Source organism: Candidatus Bathyarchaeota archaeon, assembly GCA_026014745.1.
GTDB lineage: Archaea > Thermoproteota > Bathyarchaeia > Bathyarchaeales > Bathycorpusculaceae > Bathycorpusculum.
Window position 1 is genome coordinate 384,083 of record JAOZHS010000003.1, and the last position, 18,161, is coordinate 402,243.

An 18,161-nucleotide genomic window follows, 5' to 3' on the forward strand; every position below is an offset into this window, starting at 1 on the left:
GTTATACACCATAATGTTTGCTTTCAAAAAAAGATAAAAGAAGTATATAATATGCGCCGTCTAAGTGCCAAATCCGTAGTCGGCGAGTAAGCTTTGTCCTTGGCTGGAAGTCCAGAAGTCAACGTATTTCTGCGTTAAGTCCACGTTGCTCGCGCCACTAACCACTCCAATGCCATAAGTGCCCTTTGTGTTGATTTCTGCGGGAACCTCAATGAAGCTCAGTTCAGCACCAGACATGGCACCGTAGGTTGCATCTGAAACGAATGCCACACCTGCATCAACTGTGCCAAGACCTAGAGAAACTTTGCCGACGACGTCTTCAACGCTGACTTCATAGGAGACCACGTTATCGAGGAATCTGCTACGGTAGTTAACCCACTCTGAACCGAGATAGAGGGGGCTGCTTGCGTTTCCCCAAGTGGCGTCAATTTTGTTGAGGGTTTTATTGGTGTAGGAGCCAACGGGAACGGCGAAGTCTGCGATGACGATTTTCACGCCAGGTTTGACGAGGTCAAGGAGGCTTTCGATGTGTTGAGAGTTGTCTTTGGGTATTAGGATTTCAAGTTTGTTAGTGGTGAAGTTTTGGTAGCCGTTTACGAGGAGGCTTGCGTCGTTTAGTTGTTTGGTCCATTTTTGGTCGGCTGCCATAAACACGTCGCAGGGGGAGCCAGAGGTGATTTGTTGGTAGAGGGTGTTGGAGCCTGCGCTGTTGAGGGTTATGTTGCAGTGGTTTTGGGTGTTGAATTCGTTGGTCATGTTGTTTACGACGTTGATGAGGCTGGAGGCCATAAACACGCGTAGCGTTTCTGGTTGGGTGTTGCTGGCGTTTCCGCTGTAGAGGTAGTAGCCTACGGCTGAAGCGCATAATATTATTATGACTAATCCGATGGCGAGGTATTTGGTGTTCATATAATCAACCCGATGTTATCTTTCAGTCAGTTCAGGTTGTAATTAAACTTTTCCCACCCAAACACAAACACCCAACCACCCAAAAACAAAAAACAACTCGCCACAACAACCTACAAAAAACAAAAAAACGCCTAAGCCACACTTTTTAAGGCAACATCAAGCTCAGCCTGCGCGTTTCGATACCTCTTCACCAAGCTTTTGCCATACTCCGTTACTTCTGAGGAACCGCCACCTTTTGCGCCGCCACGAACCCGCTTTACCAAAGATTCGCCTAAGCGTTCTTCGGCGAGCGTTATGCGGTGGAGCGCGTAACGATAAGACATGTTGAGGTGTTGGGCGGCTTCGAGGATGGAGTGGTAGCGTTCGATTTCTTCGAGGAGTTCGGCTAGGCCGTTTCCGAATACGGCTTCTCCTTTTTGGTTGACCATCCAGATTTTGGTTTCGTAACGCAGGGCGCTCATGGTTATCAGCATATATTTATGGGGTATAGGAATTAAGCTTAGTGCTTTGGTGCATGGGTTTGTTGTCTGGTTGCTCATCGGTGCATAAATCGCAAGCTTAATATATACTGTATATACCTCCTATGTCGGTAAAATTGCATTTTAGGTGAACATGAGGGAACCCAGAAAAGTGCCAAACAACAGTGAAAAAATCCAAACTCAAGGAACCTTAGTAGACAAGCAACAACTAAACCCCGTCACTAAGAAAATTACGATATACGCTCCCGCTATAGCGACTAAAGCTAAAGCAGGTCAATTCGTCATATTCAAAGTCCACGAAGACAGCGAACGCATTCCTCTGACGCTTTCCTCATGGGACAAACAAAAAGGCACCATCACCCACATATTCCAAGAAGTCGGCTTCTCAACCCTCGAGCTGGGCGCACTAAACATCGGCGACAAAATCCTAAACGTCGCAGGCCCCTTAGGCAACCCCAGCGAAATAGAAAACTTTGGCACTGCCACCGTCATATGCGGAGGCTTAGGCACCGCTGTGGCATACCCAGTGGCTAAAGCCCTCAAAGAAGCAGGAAACAAAGTCATCTCAATCATAGGCGCACGCAGCAAAGACCTCTTCATCTTAGAGGACGAAATGCGCGCGGTCTCGGATGAAATATACTTCTCCTCAGACGACGGCACCAAAGGACAGAAAGGCTTTGTCAGTGACATCCTAAAATCCCTCATAGCCCAAAAATACACGATAAACATCGTTTTTGCCATTGGACCCCCGATAATGATGAGTGTCATCGCAGACATCACCCGTCCGTATGGCATTAAAACCATCGCCAGCCTCAACCCCATCATGGTTGACGGCATGGGCATGTGTGGCGCTTGCCGCGTAACTATAGGCGACCAAACAAAATTCGCCTGCGTAGACGGCCCCGAATTTGACGCACACCAAGTCAACTTTAAAGAACTAATTCAGCGCCTCAAAAGTTACTGCACTGAAGAAAAGCACATCCTAACCGTTGAGAAACCTGGAGGAACATGTCAATGTCACGGCCACTAAACAACAAACCCCAAAACCGCTTCAAAGCTGTTGAAGTCCCCAAACAAGACCCTGATGCGCGTATCAAGAACTTCAAAGAAGTCGTCTTAGGCTACACTGAAGAGCAAGCCCAAGCTGAAGCTTCTCGATGCCTCAACTGCCCCAACCCCCAATGCGTCAGCGGTTGCCCCGTAGGCGTAGACATCCCGGGCTTCATCGGACTAATTAAGCAGAAAAAATATCAAGAATCCATCGAAAAAATCAAAGAGAAAAACAGCCTTCCCGCCATCTGCGGACGTGTCTGCCCACAAGAAGAGCAATGCCAGAAAAAATGTGTCCTTGGCAGAAAAGGCGAATCCGTCTCAATCGGGCGCCTAGAACGTTATGTAGCAGATGTTGAACGCGAAAAAGGCGTAACAGCCCACCCAGCCAAAGAATGGAACGGCAGAAAAGTTGCTGTAGTCGGCGCAGGCCCCGCGGGCTTAACCGTAGCAGCAGACTTAGCAAAAATAGGCTATCACGTCGTAATTTTTGAGGCACTCCACACAGCGGGCGGTGTCTTGGTTTATGGTATCCCCGAATTCCGACTCCCGAAAGCGATTGTGCAAGCTGAAGTTGAATACATCCAAAAACTCGGCGCAGAACTCCAAACCGACGCATTAATCGGCAGACTCTACACTATCCCTGAATTGCTCGCAGACGGCTACGACGCCATATTCATCGGAACTGGCGCGGGCTTACCTAAATTTATGGGCGTACCCGGCGAAAACCTCTGCGGCATATACAGTGCAAACGAATTTCTCATCCGCGTCAACCTCATGAAATCCTATGATTTCCCCAAACGCCGAACACCAATTCATATAGGCAAAAAAGTCGTCGTCATCGGCGGCGGCAACGTAGCCTTGGACTCAGCACGGTGTGCACAACGGTTAGGCGCAGAAAACGTAACCATAATGTACCGCCGTTCCAGAGATGAAATGCCCGCTCGCCACGAAGAAATCAGCAATGCCGAAGAAGAAGGCATCCACTTCAAATTCCTCGCAAACCCCACCCGCTTCATATCGGATGACAAAGGCACAGTTAAAGCCATGGAATACATCGATATGCGGCTCTCAGCCCCTGACGCATCAGGTCGAAGCAAACCCGTACCCGTTCAAGGCTCTGAAACCGTCATAGACGTTGACACAGTGATTCTTGCTATCGGACGCACCCCTAACCCCATTATCCAAAGCACCACTAAAGGACTAAAAACTCTCGTTGGCGGCATCATAGCAGTCGATAAAGATACAGGCTTAACCAGTTTAGAGGCAGTTTATGCAGGCGGCGACATAGCCACAGGCGAATCCACCGTGATTAGCGCAATGGGTTCAGGTAAAACTGCAGCTAAAAGCATCGATAAATACCTCAACGAGAAAGCCCAAAAAGCTAAAGCCTCCGCAGATAAAACTGCGGCACCTTAACTTTTCTTTTCTTCTTCAGAAACAATAGCTATTTCATCAGTTATTTGTTCGGGGTTAGGCGCTTTAAACGCGCGGTTAACCGTCATTTCTGCCATACTAAAAGCGCAGTGACAAATTCTTTTTATGTCGTCACGTATTGAGCAGATGCCGCAGACTAAATCGGCGCTTTTGGGACCGCCCGTGAAGGATTTAGTGGCAATGTCCATTTCAGCCTTATCCATACGCTGACGATACCGTAAAATCTCAACCGCTTCAGCCACGTTTTTGGAGAAAAACGCAGTGATGCCTCGAACATAGAGACCCAACACTTCACGCGCCGTGTCAACCATCAAGGAGAGGACATCAAGAGGGATTTTTTGTTTTACTCCGTTGAGCATGATGATGTGGCGTGCGATGTCAGCGGCGTAGTCGCCTGCATATTCCATTCGGTAAACTAGGATTTGGTGGTCCATACAGTCGAGGGGGTCTACGTGGAGTTCGTTAGCTAAGATTGGGTCTTGGGCAGCGTTGCGCAAGATACGCAGAATAAAGAAGCCGAAGTGGTCTACGTCATCGTCAAGGGTCATGACGGATTTGGCAAGGTCGGCATCATCATTTTTTAAGGCGTTTATTGCGCCTTCAACCATGGAGTAAGACATTAGGTGCATGCGTTGGATTGCTTGTTCAATCGAGGCGTTGGATTCGTCGGTGAGGCTTTGGATGTAGACGCATTTGGCGTCGGCTTCCATGACTCGCAGATAGAGACGCCCTGCCATGCGGCGGATGACTTTGGTTTGGGCGACGGTGAAGATTTTATCCGAGGTTAAGATTATGCCGGAGTAGCCGTTTAGGAAGGCGCCCAAGATTTTTTGGGTTATGAAGAGGTCATCTTCGTATTGTCCGATGCTGAGGGTGATTTCTTTAGGTTCAGATTTGTTGACCGCACTGGGGTAGATGACAAGCGATCGGTCGCGTTGAATGTTGAGGGATACGGCGTCGCCTTTTTTGAGGTCGTTTAGTTGCATCCACTCTTTGGGTAGGGATACGACTAGGGAGGATTTTCCCAGCGACATGATTTTTCGTTGTTCCATATATAATCGCCTGCGTGTATTAATTGTAAATACGACTAGTCAATAAATATATACTCTACTGAAAAAACATGCATTTTTATCCAGTTAACCCCCAAAAAAAGCCAAAACAGCCCCTGCACCTTAAGAAAACACACGTCCCAGCAATGACCTGTTAGGAGACTTAACTCCCTTCCCTGAGATAACAGTAGATCAAAAATATTTTTTTTCGTGTTGTGTTGTTGGCCTTGTGGAGAAATAATCAGTTTATACATGCCGCCACACGCACATGTCGGCGGTTTCAACATACATCCATGTTGAGCGTGTAGCGGAGTTCTGTTATGCCACACCCCAACAGACCCCAAAACACAATGCAAACCCAAAAAGCAACCCCCACCTACGGTTGTCTTGTGGCAGCCCTTAAACCGCCAAACCCACACAAAAAGGCAAAACAAAAAATTTTGAGCTACTAATATTTTAAACAATAAAGAGACAAAAAATTCTGGTAAAAGTCTACTACGGGATTCTGCTTTGGCACAAATGAGTGTTATCAGCGGCTAACCCTCTTGGAAAAACATATAACACAAATTGCCCAAACAAAGAAAAGCTGTTAAAACCTTGAAAAAATCAATACCGCTATGCGCCATGTTGCTTACTGTTTTAGTTAGTCTCCCATTATGTGTTTTAGCGAATCCTTCAACTGTCGACCCTGACATACCGCAAACTCCAAACAAAACCTCACCCACAATCACCCTTGACGCACCAATTAACAATCAATCCTTCGACGTAGGCACAGAAATTCCCTATGTTCTGACAATAACGGTTCCACCCGATTGGTTTGTTAATCAACAAGGAAAGTGCTATAATTCAATTTTGGGCATCGGTTACGTTCTTTCATATAATCAATGCATAAGCCTTGCGGGAGAGCGCATAGACCAACCTGACCAATACGTATGGAAGGATGACAAATTTGTTGATGTTCCAAGTTTTTCAATACAAAACCCTAACATAACACTCTCGGGTAAACTGCCCGAATTACCCGTGGGTCACCAAGCTATAATAGCCGCGGTAAGCTGGAGCAGCGACTATCATATTCCCAAAGAAAACTTCCAAGGCTCCCCCATAATACGTGAATACCGAAATGTCACCTACTCAAATGTCATTAACTTTAATGTCAACAACCAATCAGCACAAAACGGAAACCCAGCATTTCCTACATCCTTGCTATTAGGAACATTTGTTGGTTTTACCGCTTTAGGTGCAGCTTTAATAGTTTTTTGGAGAAAGCACAAAGGAAAAAAGTAACAAAAATAAAATGAAAAAAAGTTTTAGTTGGCGGTTCCGATGCCGACGGATATCGTTTGGGTTTGTCCGTCTCTTACCACGGTGAAGTTTACGGTTTGTCCAGGCAGGGTGTGTTGTTCGAGGTATGCGAGGAGGTCGTCGGTGTTAGTGATGCGTTGGTTGTTGATGGCTATGATTATGTCTCCGCCGATGGTTATTTGTGAACCCAAAATTGTTGCACGGGTGTCGCCGCCTATTAGCCCATTTTGCCCTGAAGCGCTCTCCACCAGCCAACCGTAGGTGACGCTTACGCCCATCGCTTGCGCAATCTGGTAATTCATATCGGTGCCTTCAGCGTTTATTGAGGGATGCTGGTCATAGGAGCCAGTGGATACAAGCGTGGGTAACTCGCGGATGATGGTTTCGGAGGGTATGGCAAAGCCTAAGCCCTCGGAGTCGCTGATGCCTGCGGTCGTTATGCCTACGACTTCGCCGTTGTAGGTGATAAGGGGTCCTCCAGAGTTGCCTGCGTTAATGGGTGTGGATGTCTGGATGGTGTTGGGGATTTGGGTGTTGCCTCTGCCTGAATCTGAGGATTCAACGATTGTTCTGCCTAAAGCGCTAACGATACCAGAGGTTAAAGTGCCCGATAGTCCGTAGGGGGAGCCGACTGCGACGACTGGGTCGCCAACTTGCAGCGCCGCGGAGTTGCCAAGCGTAAGCGGGGTCAAACCCGTTGGCATGGGGTTCATGATTAAAACTGCAAGGTCAGCTTTGGGGTCTGAGCCCAGAACTGTTGCAGGGTAGGTGTCGCCGTTTGCCAGCGTGACGGTCTGGTTAATCGAGCCAGAGACCACGTGATTGTTGGTGACGACGACAATTTGATTATTGACTTTGGTGATAAAGCCGGAGCCCTGCTGCATTGAATATACCGTTCCACCAAAGAACGTCCGCGCTGGAACTAGGTCTTGGATGATAACCACAGAGGATTTGACTTGCTGATATAGCGCGGAAAGTGAAACGTTGTCGTTAAAGGTGAAGGTTGGGCTTGAGCTGTTGCTGGCACTTTGTACCAACCCCAGTTGCCCCTGCAACTCCGTTAGTTTATTGTTAAAATCGGTGTATGTAACGCCGTAGCCGATGAAGCAGCCAGCAAAGAGCGCCACTACTATTACGCTTATGAGTACTGTTGCTGAGTATTTTCGGCGTGTTTTTTGTGGGGGCGGGGGTGGAAGAGAAGGGAAAGAGGGGGGTGGGGACTCCATATGGCGGTTCCTAACTTGAATAGAAGTCATCTGCTGCATATAGAGCCTTCTTGCAGGAAGGACATACTTCATCGGAGATTTGAATTGCTGCGCCACAGTTGGGGCATTTATTGTTCTTCTTTGCCAGATGGGTGCCTTGTTTTTCTTTGAGGATTTTGCCGTCTTTGAGCAGCAGCATGCGTTCAGTGTGTCGGGCAGCGTCAGTATCATGTGAGACCATTATGATTGTGGTTCCCTGTGTGATGTTTAGGTTAGCCAGCAGCTTCATGATTTCCTGCTTATTCTTTGAATCCAAGTTGCCTGTAGGTTCATCTGCTAGAATGATTGCGGGATTGTTGGATAGGGCACGGGCGATTGCGACTCGTTGCTGTTCACCTGCACTAAGACGTTGCGGGCGATGGTTTTCTCTTCCAGCAAGCCCAACTAACGCCAGAAGCTCGCTTGCACGTTTTTTGCGTTCTTCGCGAGATTTCGTTTTACCTTCCATGGGCAACTCTACGTTTTCTCGAGCGTTTAGATAGGGCAAGAGATTAAACGTTTGGAATATGAAACCCATCTTGTCACGCCTAACCTTGTAGAGTTTGTTTTCTGGTGTGTTTGCGACTTCGACGCCATCTAGGAGAATTTTTCCGCTGGTAGGCTTATCGATGCATCCGATGATGTTGAGCAGAGTCGTTTTGCCTGAGCCTGAGGGACCCATGATAGCTATGAATTCGCCTTTGTTGACTGTTAGGGTTAGGTCGGTTAGGGCATTGACTGGGCGTTTGCCCAGCATGTAGGTTTTGTTTAGTTTTTCGATTTGTAGTACAGGTTGGTTTTGATTACTCATATCTCATTGCCTCCGCGGGTCGTATTTTTGCTGCTCTCCAAGCCGGATACAGGCTACCAAAGACGCCCAACGCCACAGCGCATCCAAGAGCCTCCAACATAAGAGTAGGGGTTATGGTTACGACGGTGGCTGCCGCTCTTGCGGCTCCTCCAAATCCCATAGTGCTGCTTACGCTTGGGAGTAACAGAGAAGAAAGCATTGGCGCCGCAAACGTGGCAATTACGATGCCCACTATACCGGCAATTACGGATAGCACCAGTCCTTCCACGAGGAATTGACCCATGACGACTCCGTTGCTAAATCCGATTGCCTTTAAGGTGCCAATCTCTTTTGTCCGCTCCCTCACCGTGTATAACATCACAAAGAGCACAATCATGCTTGACGCCGCAACGACCACAATGATTTCTTGAGTGGCAGTTGCCTGCGTGGATGCGAGGGACTCTTCAGCGCTGTCTAAGGCGGTCTGGTACATTTCTTGCTGTCTTTGAAGCTGGTCTAAAGTGTCCTGCTGAGTGGTAACAGTTAGTTCAGAGTGTAAACTTTGGATGTCGTCCGCAACAGTGCTTACGATGTCGCTGTTTGTTGTGAACACTTTGAGGCTGGTTATGTAGCCAGTGTTGTTGGTTATGCGTTGGGTATCAGCAAGATTCATGTAGAGCACCAGTTGGTCGGTTACTGAGGTAGGTTCATAGATGCCTACAACCGTGAAAGTCTCGTTTAGGATTGTTATGTCGTCGCCTACGACTGCATCAAAGAAAGCTGAATTGTTTTGAGATAACAGCACAACTTGACTATCGCCCGCCACCAGATTTCTCCCAGACGTAACATCCACGGGTAACACTGAGTAGTTGGCTATGAGGTCGGAAGTCAGCGAGATCCCCTTAATGGTGTAATCGGTTATTTGAGTAGTGAAGGTTCTGCCCATAAAAGTGGTTGTTTCATTCTGGCTACCTTCAGAAGCTTGAAGAATCTCTTCCACAGCGGCAACACCAGAAACCTCGGCTATATCGGTGTAGAGGCTTGCATTCATGGGTGTAGCGGAGCCTTGGGGTCCACCGAATTGACCGCCAGTCATGCCGCCGCCGAAACCGCCAAAATTATCAGGTATCCCCGGATTATCGGTAGAGCCTGATGAACTGGAACTACCGCCACTAGGAAACTGTCCCCCGCCAGAAGAACTACCCGAAGGGGTGGCTTCTGGTCGGAAACCGAAGCCAGCGAAATTCCCTGACATCGACACATCTATTTGACTTAGCGTCGAATTGATTGATTCACTTGTTTGAGTGATTGTGTTTCCTAGGTTAGCCGCCATTGCGGAAGTTGATTCCTGATTAGCCAAAAGACCTGCTGGAATCGAAACCATGATAGATAAGGTAATGCTTAACGCAACGATGACCAGAATAGATCTTGCTTTTCGTCTTGAAAGGTTCCTTAATGCTCTGCTGAATATTCCCAAGTATAATGCACCTTAATTTTAGCTTAAGATAACTGGAGGGGACTTGAAGGGGTTTACTGGGCAGTTATTGGGCTATGGCCTTACTTGTCCAAATCCCCTCCAGCTACCTAGTCACGGTTAGCCCCGATGAGTTATTAAATAATTTTTCAAAATCTTACCCAAATCATACCCTAATTCGATATCCAAAGAAAAGCTAAAACGCAAACAAAAAATCCGAAAAGCTACCTGTTTCTAAAACAAAAAAAGGGGTGCCATCGGCACTAAAGAAAAACGGGCAAAGTTGTCAATTTTCGGTAAGTGTAAAGGTACTATTTTTGTTCTTAAGCCTCAGGGGTTACTGTGACACGTTTTCTGCTACAGATGCCAATTTGTGTTACCCCTATGATTGCTAAGCAAAACATACAGGCAACGTTTAAGCCTAAGCTGTGTATTATTTCGACATTTCACCGCCCGCTAAGAAGCCTGTGACCTTGAAAAATTATTATGGAATTTTTCAAGATTAGCCCTAAAAATGAGGCGTATTTCTGTCCTAAACTAAAACACCAGGAGCAGCAAGGCACACATTTATAACAACAGGCGGAAATAGTGTGACAACAGAATTTCACAATAGAGATGTGAAGGCATGTCGGCAAACGCACGTTCACTAAAATACCTGTTAGGATGGCTGATTGCAGGTACACGTGGCGGACCGACACGAGCCAAAATCATTGAATCCCTCAAAGAGACCCCGCAAAACGCCAATCAACTCGCAACCACCTTAAAGATGGACTACAAAACCATGCGACACCATCTGGAGGTTTTGGAAAAAAACAAAATCATCACCTCCATCGGAGACAGATATGGCGCAACGTATTTTCTTTCACAAACAATGGAAGACAACTACAACTTATTTGAGGAGATTATGATGAAAATCGGGAAAAAGTAAAAAAGGAGCAAAGCAAGTTGGAGAAACAAATGAGTAATCGAGTAAAATTTGGTTTAGTAATCACCGTTTTATTAGCAGTTGCTATCTTCGCATCATTCTGGGTTACAGTTGTTCTCAATCAACCAACCTTTGAACAGAATCGCGCTTTGCCCCCAGGCGGGTCTGTACCCGGTGACTTCGAATACTTCTACATAGCCTTCACAATCATATCTACCATAAACATAGCATTACTGCTAGTTCTAGTAATCAACTACGTAAACATCTACATCAAAACCCGTTCGCAATTCACGGTTGGCCTAATCATTTTTGCCAGCGCTTTCCTCATGAAAGATTTAGCATCCAGCCCCTTCATTTCAGGCTTGTTCAGTTTCCGCGCCTTTGGCTTAGGACCGTTCGTATTCTTGCCAGGGCTGTTTGAATGCGCTGCTTTACTGGTGCTATTGTATTTGAGCATACGATATTAGCCCAAAATTGCCTCTCACTTCTTTTTTTAGGGGGCAATTTGGAAATAGTTATTTATACAGAAAGCGCTAACACAGACGAAGCGGCCGATAAATAATGATGCAAGACGTAAGCCCCCCAAAAAAGAAAACAGACATCAAAGTAATAGCTTTAGCCATTATCTGTGTTATCTTGGCAGCAGGTTTAGTAGGGGTTATAGCAGTTTACCAGCCTACTGAACAAGCAAATAAAGATGCTCAAATCGCTGAGCTACAGGCTCAAGTCGCTAGCCTTACACAAAAACTTGCTACAGCATCTGATACCTCAGCATACACTACCCAAATTGCAAGTTTACGACAGCAAATCTCAGAGTTACAAAGTGACTTATCAAGCGCCAACAGTACCATAACCACTATGTACGCTGAACAAACAGAATATCAGCAGATCATTAATTTACAGAAAACAAGTATCCTAAATGACGAATCATTAACTCAAAACGCCAACACTACAACCGAGTATTGGAGCGGGAACCTCCTCTATGCAGGTTACTTTACAGTAGAAATCGAATCTAACTCCACCACAACATTCGCACAAATCATCTACTCCTTCGGAGACATCGACTTTAACTATAACCAAACCATCGGCAAAAGCGGAACTGCACTCTTCGCCGTTTTGCCTACGGATACTCATCTAATAATTGGCAACCTTGAACAAACGAACGCAACTGCCATTAACGCTACAGCTACAATCCATTACTAACTTACCTTTTCTTTTTTATACTAACATCTAATATAGAAGCACCCACAGAGTTATAGTGGAGAATGCCTTCTTTTATGAACCCCATCTTGGAGAATAAACCCAACAGGTTAATCCATGAAAAAAGCCCGTACCTGCTTCAACACGCCTACAACCCAGTAGACTGGTACCCTTGGGGGCAAGAAGCATTTGAAAAAGCAAAAGCAGAAGATAAACCCGTTTTTGTCTCCATAGGCTACTCCGCCTGTCACTGGTGCCACGTGATGGAAAAAGAAAGCTTTGAGGACCAACAAGTCGCCAAAGCCATGAACCAAGCATTCGTCTGCATCAAAGTGGACAGAGAAGAACGCCCCGACCTCGACGCTGCATATATGGCGGTCTGCCAAGCTATGGGACACAACTGCGGTTGGCCCCTAAACGTTATCTTGACGCCCGACAAGAACCCCTTCTTTGTAGCCAGCTACATTCCTAAAGACAACCGCTATGGTACCATGGGCATGCTGAGTCTTATCCCTCAAATAAGCGAAATTTGGAGAACACAAAAAGCTGAAATGGAAGGCGTCGGCAAAGAAGTGAACCGACAAATTACGCTGCAAGCTAAAGCGCCTTCTGAAAATCAACTTGACAAAAACGACTTAGACAACGCATATGAACAACTGTTTTTACGCTTCGACCCAGACAACGGCGGATTCGGAGGAGCCCCCAAATTTCCCACGCCACAAAACCTCCTGTTTCTGTTGAGGTATTGGCGGAGAACAGGAGAAAAAACCGCATGGAACATGGTAGAGAAGACGTTGCGGGCAATGCGACTAGGCGGCATTTTTGACCAAATCGGGTTAGGTTTCCACAGATACTCCACCGACGCGGCATGGTTGGTGCCACATTTTGAGAAGATGCTCTATGACCAAGCCACCTTAACCTTAGCCTACTTAGAGGCCTATCAAGCGTCGAGAGCTCCCAAATTCAAAATCACCGCAATAGAAACCTTAGAGTATGTTCTTAGAGCCCTAAAATCGCATGAAGGAGCCTTCTATGCAGCGGAAGATGCAGACAGTGAAGGCAAAGAAGGCAAATTCTACCTCTGGACCCTAAACGAAATCAAACAAGCCCTACCACCCCAAGACGCAGAATTAGCCATCAAACTATATGACGTCAGAGCAGAAGGCAACTTCTATGAACCACCAAACAGATTGACAGGCAACAACATTCTACATCTCGCTGGACCAATTGAGGACTTAGCCGCCGAGTTTGAGTTAACGCCTGATGAGCTTATCATTAAGCTGGGCAGAGTCACAAACGAGTTGTTTGCTGTTAGAGAAAAACGGGTACATCCAGCCAAAGATGACAAGATACTGGTAGACTGGAACGGTTTAATGATTGCCGCCTTGGCGCGGGCAAACCAAGTACTTGGACAGCCACGTTACCTGCAAGCCGCCAGAGACGCCGCCGATTTTATACTCAAAGACATGCGAACGCACAAAGGACGCTTATATCACAGATACGCGAAGGGTGAACGTGCAGTAGGCGGATTTTTGGATGATTATGCATGTTTAGTTTTTGGATTAATTGAGCTATACGAGGCTGGGTTTGAAATGAAATATTTGCAGGCAAGCGTTGAGTTAACACAGATCATGCTTGAGGAGTTCTGGGACCCAAGCGCAGGCGGCTTCTATTTAACAGACCGCAACGCCGAAGCTTCCGTACCGAGAATAAAACAAACCTACGACGGAGCCGCACCGTCAGGAAACGCCATAGCCTTAATGAATTTACTACGCTTATCCTCACTAACAGGGGAGGTTTCATTTCAGCAGTATGCAGATAAACTGTTTGGAGCCTTCTCTGAGGAAGTTAAGGGGCAACCCTTAGGTCACACGTTTCTGCTCGCGGGGCTGGATTTTGTTATAGAGCCCGTTAATGTTGTTTTAGTCGGCGACGCCAAAGAAGACAGCACCGTTGCATTGCTGGAGGTTTTGAGGAAAAACTATCTGCCAAACCTCACCGTATCCTTACAGACACAAAAAGAAAAACCCGTGGGTCTGGGCTACGAAAGAATCGGGGACAAAACAACCGCCTACATCTGCCGAGGCCAAACCTGCATGCCACCAACCAATGATCCCCAAAAGATGAGGCAACAACTCGGCTTAACCGCACAGGTTTAAGATTAAATAACTCTCTGCCACATTCAGGTTTATGAAACCCAGCAAAAGCGCCAGTTCAGTCACCATTGAACATATGACAGCCAAAGAAGTCGAAGTGGCAATAGAATGGGCTGCAAAGGAAGGCTGGAACCCTGGCATCCACGACGCTGAATGTTTCTATGCAGCAGACCCAGACGGCTTCTATATAGCCAAACTCAACCACGAAATTGCAGGAACCATGTCTGTGGTTAAGTATTCTGGAGATTTTGCTTTTGGAGGGCTCTACATCGTTAAACCAGAGTACAGAGGATATGGCATTGGATTACTGCTGCAAAAGTTCCTCTCTGAAAAGTACCGAGACGTTAACGTGGGCATCGACGGCGTGGTGGGTATGCAATCAAAGTATGAACAAGACGGTTTCCGCTTCGCACATAACAACGCAAGGTATGCTGGGAAAGGAAAAGGCGAACACTCCAAACGGTGCTTGTCAATAGAGAAAAAAGATTTCACAGAAGTCGCTGCCTATGACACCTTCTGTTTTTCAACTCCGAGACAGCGTTTTTTGGAGAAATGGCTATTCCAAGAAGACGCAAACAGTCTGCTGGTTAGAGATGACAAAACAGATAGAATCTGCGGTTACGGGGTCATTCGTAAGTGTTGGGTGGGCTACAAGGTGGGTCCCCTCTTCGCCGATAACTCAACAGTTGCAGAGTTGCTCTTTGACAGCCTATCCTCAACGGCACCCAACGAAGTAGTGTTTTTAGACGTGCCCCAACCCAACACGGCGGCAACCCAGCTTGCCCAAAAAAGACAAATGCAACAGGTCTTCAGCACTGTACGAATGTATTCAAAAGAGGCTCCTAACTTGCCACTTTCAAAAATCTATGGCATAACAAGCTTCGAACTCGGGTAATTAAAAGGTTGAAGCGCCGAGGATGGGATTCGAACCCATGCGGACCAGGAGATCCACGGGCTCTCAAGGCCCGCGCGTTAACCACTCTGCCACCTCGGCACAGCAAATCAACACTTCTAATCCATTGCACCTTAAAATGTTATCGCAGCCAACCAACAATACCCAAACCTGCAGTAGGCAAAAGGTTCATAACCCCACACACCCAAAACTTGATACATGCCAAACTCCACGGTCGTCCAAATTCCAAGCAACATCCTTGACACAATCTATGCAGGCGCCAAAGAACTCTACCCCCGCGAAAGCTTCCTACTTCTCCGCGGCAAAAAACGCAAAGGCAACATAATCGTCAATGACTTGCTTTTAGCGCCGTTTGCCATACACGGCGAAGGCGAAGTCCACTTCAACTCCTACATGTTCTCAGGCGACTTTTCCCTAGTCGGCACCGTTCACTCTCACCCCTCAGGCAACATTACGCCCAGCCACGTAGACATGAACTACTTCTTTGGACGAGTTCTCCTCATAGTAGGGCCTCCTTTCGAAGGCAAAAACTGCATTGCCGCTTACGACTCCAACGGCGACAATGTTCCAATCGAAATCACAGCCCCGATTGAATGCGATGACGAAGAGTTCTACGAGGAATAATCCTGCTTGCTTTTTAGGGCAGCCAACTGGTAAGCCGCCAAAAAATCGGCTGCAAAGCTATCAGCATTGCCCTCTGTGCCCCGATGCACTCTATCTACAGCTTTACTGCGCAGGTGATGATAGAATTCGTGGAGGATAACAAATGGGTTGATGACTATGTCGCTGTTTAAGACGTAGATGGTTTGGGTTTGAGCGATGTAGCAGCCGTACGCTGTAATTTTGTGTTTTTTTGGCAATCCCACTTTTAGTTTAGGAACCTTTACATCGTAATGCTTGGCTAATTCGTTGAGGGCATCTTCGGTTTTTCCACTCAAAATGAGCCAGACAATATAGGGTTTAAAATTATCTTGAGCCATCAAACAACACGAAGTAACCTATTTGGGTTCCGCAATAAGATGAGGTTGCAATTCACGTAGATTAATTGGGCGCCAATGGATAACCCAACTATACCCATATTCACGCAGAACTGCCTTCACACGCTCCAGTTCTTCAGGAAAAGTCTTGGCAGCTCTACCAGTGTCACGGTGAACCTCTACAATTAATCGGGGACGCTGCTTTTCAATGGTTTCTTTGGCGCCGCTTAGAATCGGGATTTCGTAGCCTTCAGTGTCGATTTTTAAAACGCCGATATTTGGGATAGCCAAACTGTCCAATGATCGGACGGGAATGTCGATAGTTCCGCCTTTATGTAAGCCTTTAAGTTCAACATCCATAGAGCCACTTAAAGATAAAGCAGCTACGCCCAAACGTCCAGTCGTATCTTTTTCGCCCAAAGCGTATTGATACACATGAAGATTTGGATAACCTACGGAACGCCTTTTTAGGACCCCAAAAGCGAGGGGGCTTGGTTCAAAACCGTAAACTGTTCGACCCTGTTTAGCAGCCCACACACTCCATAAACCGACACTTGCCCCCACATCAACAAGGCAGCTACCTGCCTTAGGCAACATGTATTTAGATAGAAATTCTTCGTCGCCAAAATCTTCCGCAGCAAAATCGCGGGGTTCATCCTCGCATTTGATGAAGTAATTGTAGAGGGCAGTTGGCATTCGAACACCTCTTCGGTAGAACACGTTTAAGGCGATGGCGACCGTACTACGTAGACTCTTTTTCCAGATGATATCTTCCAGTTGGATTCGAAGCTTAGCAAAGAACCTTGATAAATGCAAGGACATATGCCTCTTCAATGGCATTCTTGTTTATAAAAATCTTTTCAACACCTAAGCAGCCTATCAAAAACAGATCAGGAGGTTCCGTAGGTGCCCCGACGAATCTTCTCCGCCAACAAATGAATAAACTCAATCGGCCAAACGTCATCACAGACATCGTCAGTTAAAATTTTGCGTTGATGATACATTGGAATAAGGTCGTTTTTGAGAAGCAATATCAACAGGAACTTGTGACCATAAGTGCGTTTAAAGAGGGCATATTTGCGGGCTTGTTTTTTGGTCATTTCAAAGTGCGGTTCAAGAATGATTTTCCGCCCCGCCACAGTTTTCTCCAAAATGAAGTCAGGAGTGTAAACCTCGTTAGGTAAGGGGAAACTGATGGTTTCGTACCCATAGGGTATGTGAAGGCGCAGAAGAGTCAGAGCGGTTTTCTTTTCCCAACCGCTTTTGTATCGACTCATTTTTTGGTAATAAGCTGTAGATTGTCCCGTGACTTTTTGCATTCGCTCCAAAAAATCTAACGCAGATTTGAGGGTGCGTATGTTGAGTGTTTTCTGTTTAAGCCAGCGTCCCAACAAGAAAAATGGGTAGTCAACTTTGGCGGGGTCTTGGGGAAAAAGGCTTTTCGCGTAAACGGTGACTTTCTGGCGTGCCTCAGCCGCAGTTTGCTCGTTTCGCCAAAGTGAAGGTGACGCCGAAGGAATAACACCTAAAGCAGCGGCGACGTTGGCGTTTTCTTTTGTTAGGGGAACATAGAGGTCTTCGGGAAGAAGATGGTCATAGATTTGGAGGTCAGGACTGGAACGAACCATCCACCGCATATAGGTCCATGCTCGATCCATATGAGGACCACGCAATGAAGGAACATTTTTTGCAAGATCCTCCAAGAAGTCTTTGGGTTTACTGAATTTCTGTGCATACTTTAAGAGGTTACGTTCTGCATTAAACTTAACAAACGTGTTTACCTGTGCAAGATTCTCGGAGGCTGCTTTTCTGTTGGGTCCCAAATCGTTGTAAAAATCGCATTTGACAATTTCCTCTTCGAAGGTGTGAGCTTTTTTTATGTCAAATAAACCGTTCCCTAACGCAATATGCAGATAGGCAAGGAGCATTCGGGCGTTTTCGGGATACCCAACTATAGTGTCGTCAAGAATAGTTGCGGAGAGCAGAAAATAGTGGGCAGCAATCTTGCGTTCTTCATACTTTTCTGAGTAGGGATTAAAGAGAAGACGGGGGCTCATACGACGGTCCCATTGAACATCGGCGACGTTGGAGTTTTTGTTGATGAAATCAAATAGTGGCCCAGTTACTTCAGCGCTCGCCGCCATGTCCGCTTACCCAAAATCGTACTATATGCACAAGATACTTAAAACATGCTATCATGTTTTTCCAGAAAGAACACCTAACACTCAAACAGCTTGTCAGCCTTGATTAGCGTTT

At 46.5% G+C, this 18,161-nt stretch carries 18 protein-coding genes and 1 tRNA gene; 9 read left to right on the top strand and 10 right to left on the bottom strand.

All coding sequences use genetic code 11. From position 1 onward, the window contains the following. Positions 1–60: 60 nt before the first annotated feature. Both modA and NWE92_13170 read right to left on the bottom strand, forming a co-directional pair. Complete coding sequence (gene modA / locus NWE92_13165) at positions 61–909, bottom strand: molybdate ABC transporter substrate-binding protein (GenBank protein ID MCW4030582.1); 849 nt, start codon at positions 907–909, stop codon at positions 61–63. A 131-nt stretch (positions 910–1,040) separates the two neighbouring features. Then, on the bottom strand, positions 1,041–1,382 hold the full coding sequence (locus tag NWE92_13170) for a LysR family transcriptional regulator (GenBank protein MCW4030583.1): 342 nt from the start codon (positions 1,380–1,382) through the stop codon (positions 1,041–1,043). A gap of 157 nt (positions 1,383–1,539) precedes the next feature. Here NWE92_13170 and NWE92_13175 point away from each other — a divergent pair, with 157 nt between their 5' ends. After that, positions 1,540–2,418, top strand: a complete 879-nt coding sequence (locus NWE92_13175) for a sulfide/dihydroorotate dehydrogenase-like FAD/NAD-binding protein (GenBank protein MCW4030584.1) — start codon at positions 1,540–1,542, stop codon at positions 2,416–2,418. After that, complete coding sequence (gene gltA / locus NWE92_13180; GenBank protein ID MCW4030585.1) at positions 2,403–3,857, top strand: NADPH-dependent glutamate synthase; 1,455 nt, start codon at positions 2,403–2,405, stop codon at positions 3,855–3,857. Before NWE92_13175 ends, gltA begins: the two co-directional genes overlap by 16 nt. On the opposite strand, the gene NWE92_13185 is transcribed toward gltA, so the two are convergent. Continuing rightward, complete coding sequence (locus tag NWE92_13185) at positions 3,854–4,927, bottom strand: phosphate uptake regulator PhoU (protein MCW4030586.1); 1,074 nt, start codon at positions 4,925–4,927, stop codon at positions 3,854–3,856. The genes gltA and NWE92_13185 overlap by 4 nt on opposite strands. A gap of 594 nt (positions 4,928–5,521) precedes the next feature. Between NWE92_13185 and NWE92_13190 the strand changes: the two genes are divergently transcribed. Next, on the top strand, positions 5,522–6,208 hold the full coding sequence (locus NWE92_13190; GenBank protein ID MCW4030587.1) for a hypothetical protein: 687 nt from the start codon (positions 5,522–5,524) through the stop codon (positions 6,206–6,208). Positions 6,209–6,231: 23 nt separating this feature from the next. On the opposite strand, the gene NWE92_13195 is transcribed toward NWE92_13190, so the two are convergent. Genes NWE92_13195 through NWE92_13205 form a run of 3 tightly spaced genes read right to left on the bottom strand, consistent with a single transcriptional unit; the run spans position 6,232 to position 9,737 of the window. Then, positions 6,232–7,452, bottom strand: a complete 1,221-nt coding sequence (locus tag NWE92_13195; GenBank protein ID MCW4030588.1) for a trypsin-like peptidase domain-containing protein — start codon at positions 7,450–7,452, stop codon at positions 6,232–6,234. A gap of 10 nt (positions 7,453–7,462) precedes the next feature. After that, on the bottom strand, positions 7,463–8,281 hold the full coding sequence (locus NWE92_13200; protein MCW4030589.1) for an ATP-binding cassette domain-containing protein: 819 nt from the start codon (positions 8,279–8,281) through the stop codon (positions 7,463–7,465). Further along, positions 8,274–9,737: an FtsX-like permease family protein gene (locus tag NWE92_13205; protein ID MCW4030590.1), complete on the bottom strand. Its 1,464-nt coding sequence runs from the start codon at positions 9,735–9,737 to the stop codon at positions 8,274–8,276. Before NWE92_13205 ends, NWE92_13200 begins: the two co-directional genes overlap by 8 nt. 622 nt (positions 9,738–10,359) lie before the next feature. On the opposite strand from NWE92_13205, the gene NWE92_13210 reads away from it, so the two are divergent. The 5 genes from NWE92_13210 to NWE92_13230 all read left to right on the top strand — a co-directional run bounded on the left by NWE92_13210 (position 10,360) and on the right by NWE92_13230 (position 14,910). Further along, positions 10,360–10,662, top strand: a complete 303-nt coding sequence (locus NWE92_13210) for a winged helix-turn-helix domain-containing protein (protein ID MCW4030591.1) — start codon at positions 10,360–10,362, stop codon at positions 10,660–10,662. 29 nt (positions 10,663–10,691) lie between these two features. Beyond that, positions 10,692–11,126, top strand: coding sequence for a hypothetical protein (locus NWE92_13215; GenBank protein ID MCW4030592.1), 435 nt, complete (start codon positions 10,692–10,694; stop codon positions 11,124–11,126). Positions 11,127–11,220: 94 nt separating this feature from the next. Beyond that, positions 11,221–11,862 carry a hypothetical protein gene (locus NWE92_13220; protein ID MCW4030593.1) on the top strand — a complete coding sequence of 214 codons (642 nt, stop codon included), beginning with the start codon at positions 11,221–11,223 and terminating at the stop codon, positions 11,860–11,862. 62 nt (positions 11,863–11,924) lie between these two features. Next, positions 11,925–14,018, top strand: coding sequence for a thioredoxin domain-containing protein (locus NWE92_13225; protein MCW4030594.1), 2,094 nt, complete (start codon positions 11,925–11,927; stop codon positions 14,016–14,018). 31 nt (positions 14,019–14,049) lie between these two features. Next, entirely contained in the window at positions 14,050–14,910 is an 861-nt protein-coding gene (locus NWE92_13230) for a GNAT family N-acetyltransferase (GenBank protein MCW4030595.1), read from the top strand. A gap of 14 nt (positions 14,911–14,924) precedes the next feature. On the opposite strand, the gene NWE92_13235 is transcribed toward NWE92_13230, so the two are convergent. Continuing rightward, positions 14,925–15,009, bottom strand: a tRNA-Ser gene (locus tag NWE92_13235). Positions 15,010–15,126: 117 nt separating this feature from the next. Here NWE92_13235 and NWE92_13240 point away from each other — a divergent pair. Continuing rightward, positions 15,127–15,552 (top strand): Mov34/MPN/PAD-1 family protein, encoded by a 426-nt coding sequence (locus tag NWE92_13240; protein MCW4030596.1) that lies wholly within the window; start codon positions 15,127–15,129, stop codon positions 15,550–15,552. On the opposite strand, the gene NWE92_13245 is transcribed toward NWE92_13240, so the two are convergent. The 3 genes from NWE92_13245 to NWE92_13255 form a co-directional block, all read right to left on the bottom strand. Continuing rightward, entirely contained in the window at positions 15,540–15,866 is a 327-nt protein-coding gene (locus tag NWE92_13245) for a hypothetical protein (GenBank protein MCW4030597.1), read from the bottom strand. The genes NWE92_13240 and NWE92_13245 overlap by 13 nt on opposite strands. A gap of 60 nt (positions 15,867–15,926) precedes the next feature. Beyond that, positions 15,927–16,721, bottom strand: a complete 795-nt coding sequence (locus NWE92_13250; protein MCW4030598.1) for an FkbM family methyltransferase — start codon at positions 16,719–16,721, stop codon at positions 15,927–15,929. A 74-nt stretch (positions 16,722–16,795) separates the two neighbouring features. Then, complete coding sequence (locus NWE92_13255) at positions 16,796–18,049, bottom strand: DUF2400 family protein (protein MCW4030599.1); 1,254 nt, start codon at positions 18,047–18,049, stop codon at positions 16,796–16,798. Positions 18,050–18,161 lie beyond the last annotated feature (112 nt).

What these genes read in the sequence shown, in the direction of transcription:
- NWE92_13170 (MCW4030583.1), bottom strand. Translation starts at nt 1,382, where the DNA reads ATGCTGATAACCATGAGCGCCCTGCGTTACGAAACCAAAATCTGGATG.
- gltA (MCW4030585.1), top strand. Translation starts at nt 2,403, where the DNA reads ATGTCACGGCCACTAAACAACAAACCCCAAAACCGCTTCAAAGCTGTT.
- NWE92_13195 (MCW4030588.1), bottom strand. Translation starts at nt 7,452, where the DNA reads ATGGAGTCCCCACCCCCCTCTTTCCCTTCTCTTCCACCCCCGCCCCCA.
- NWE92_13210 (MCW4030591.1), top strand. Translation starts at nt 10,360, where the DNA reads ATGTCGGCAAACGCACGTTCACTAAAATACCTGTTAGGATGGCTGATT.
- NWE92_13255 (MCW4030599.1), bottom strand. Translation starts at nt 18,049, where the DNA reads ATGGCGGCGAGCGCTGAAGTAACTGGGCCACTATTTGATTTCATCAAC.
- NWE92_13200 (MCW4030589.1), bottom strand. Translation starts at nt 8,281, where the DNA reads ATGAGTAATCAAAACCAACCTGTACTACAAATCGAAAAACTAAACAAA.
- NWE92_13215 (MCW4030592.1), top strand. Translation starts at nt 10,692, where the DNA reads ATGAGTAATCGAGTAAAATTTGGTTTAGTAATCACCGTTTTATTAGCA.
- NWE92_13185 (MCW4030586.1), bottom strand. Translation starts at nt 4,927, where the DNA reads ATGGAACAACGAAAAATCATGTCGCTGGGAAAATCCTCCCTAGTCGTA.
- NWE92_13230 (MCW4030595.1), top strand. Translation starts at nt 14,050, where the DNA reads ATGAAACCCAGCAAAAGCGCCAGTTCAGTCACCATTGAACATATGACA.
- NWE92_13220 (MCW4030593.1), top strand. Translation starts at nt 11,221, where the DNA reads ATGATGCAAGACGTAAGCCCCCCAAAAAAGAAAACAGACATCAAAGTA.
- NWE92_13240 (MCW4030596.1), top strand. Translation starts at nt 15,127, where the DNA reads ATGCCAAACTCCACGGTCGTCCAAATTCCAAGCAACATCCTTGACACA.
- modA (MCW4030582.1), bottom strand. Translation starts at nt 909, where the DNA reads ATGAACACCAAATACCTCGCCATCGGATTAGTCATAATAATATTATGC.
- NWE92_13225 (MCW4030594.1), top strand. Translation starts at nt 11,925, where the DNA reads ATGCCTTCTTTTATGAACCCCATCTTGGAGAATAAACCCAACAGGTTA.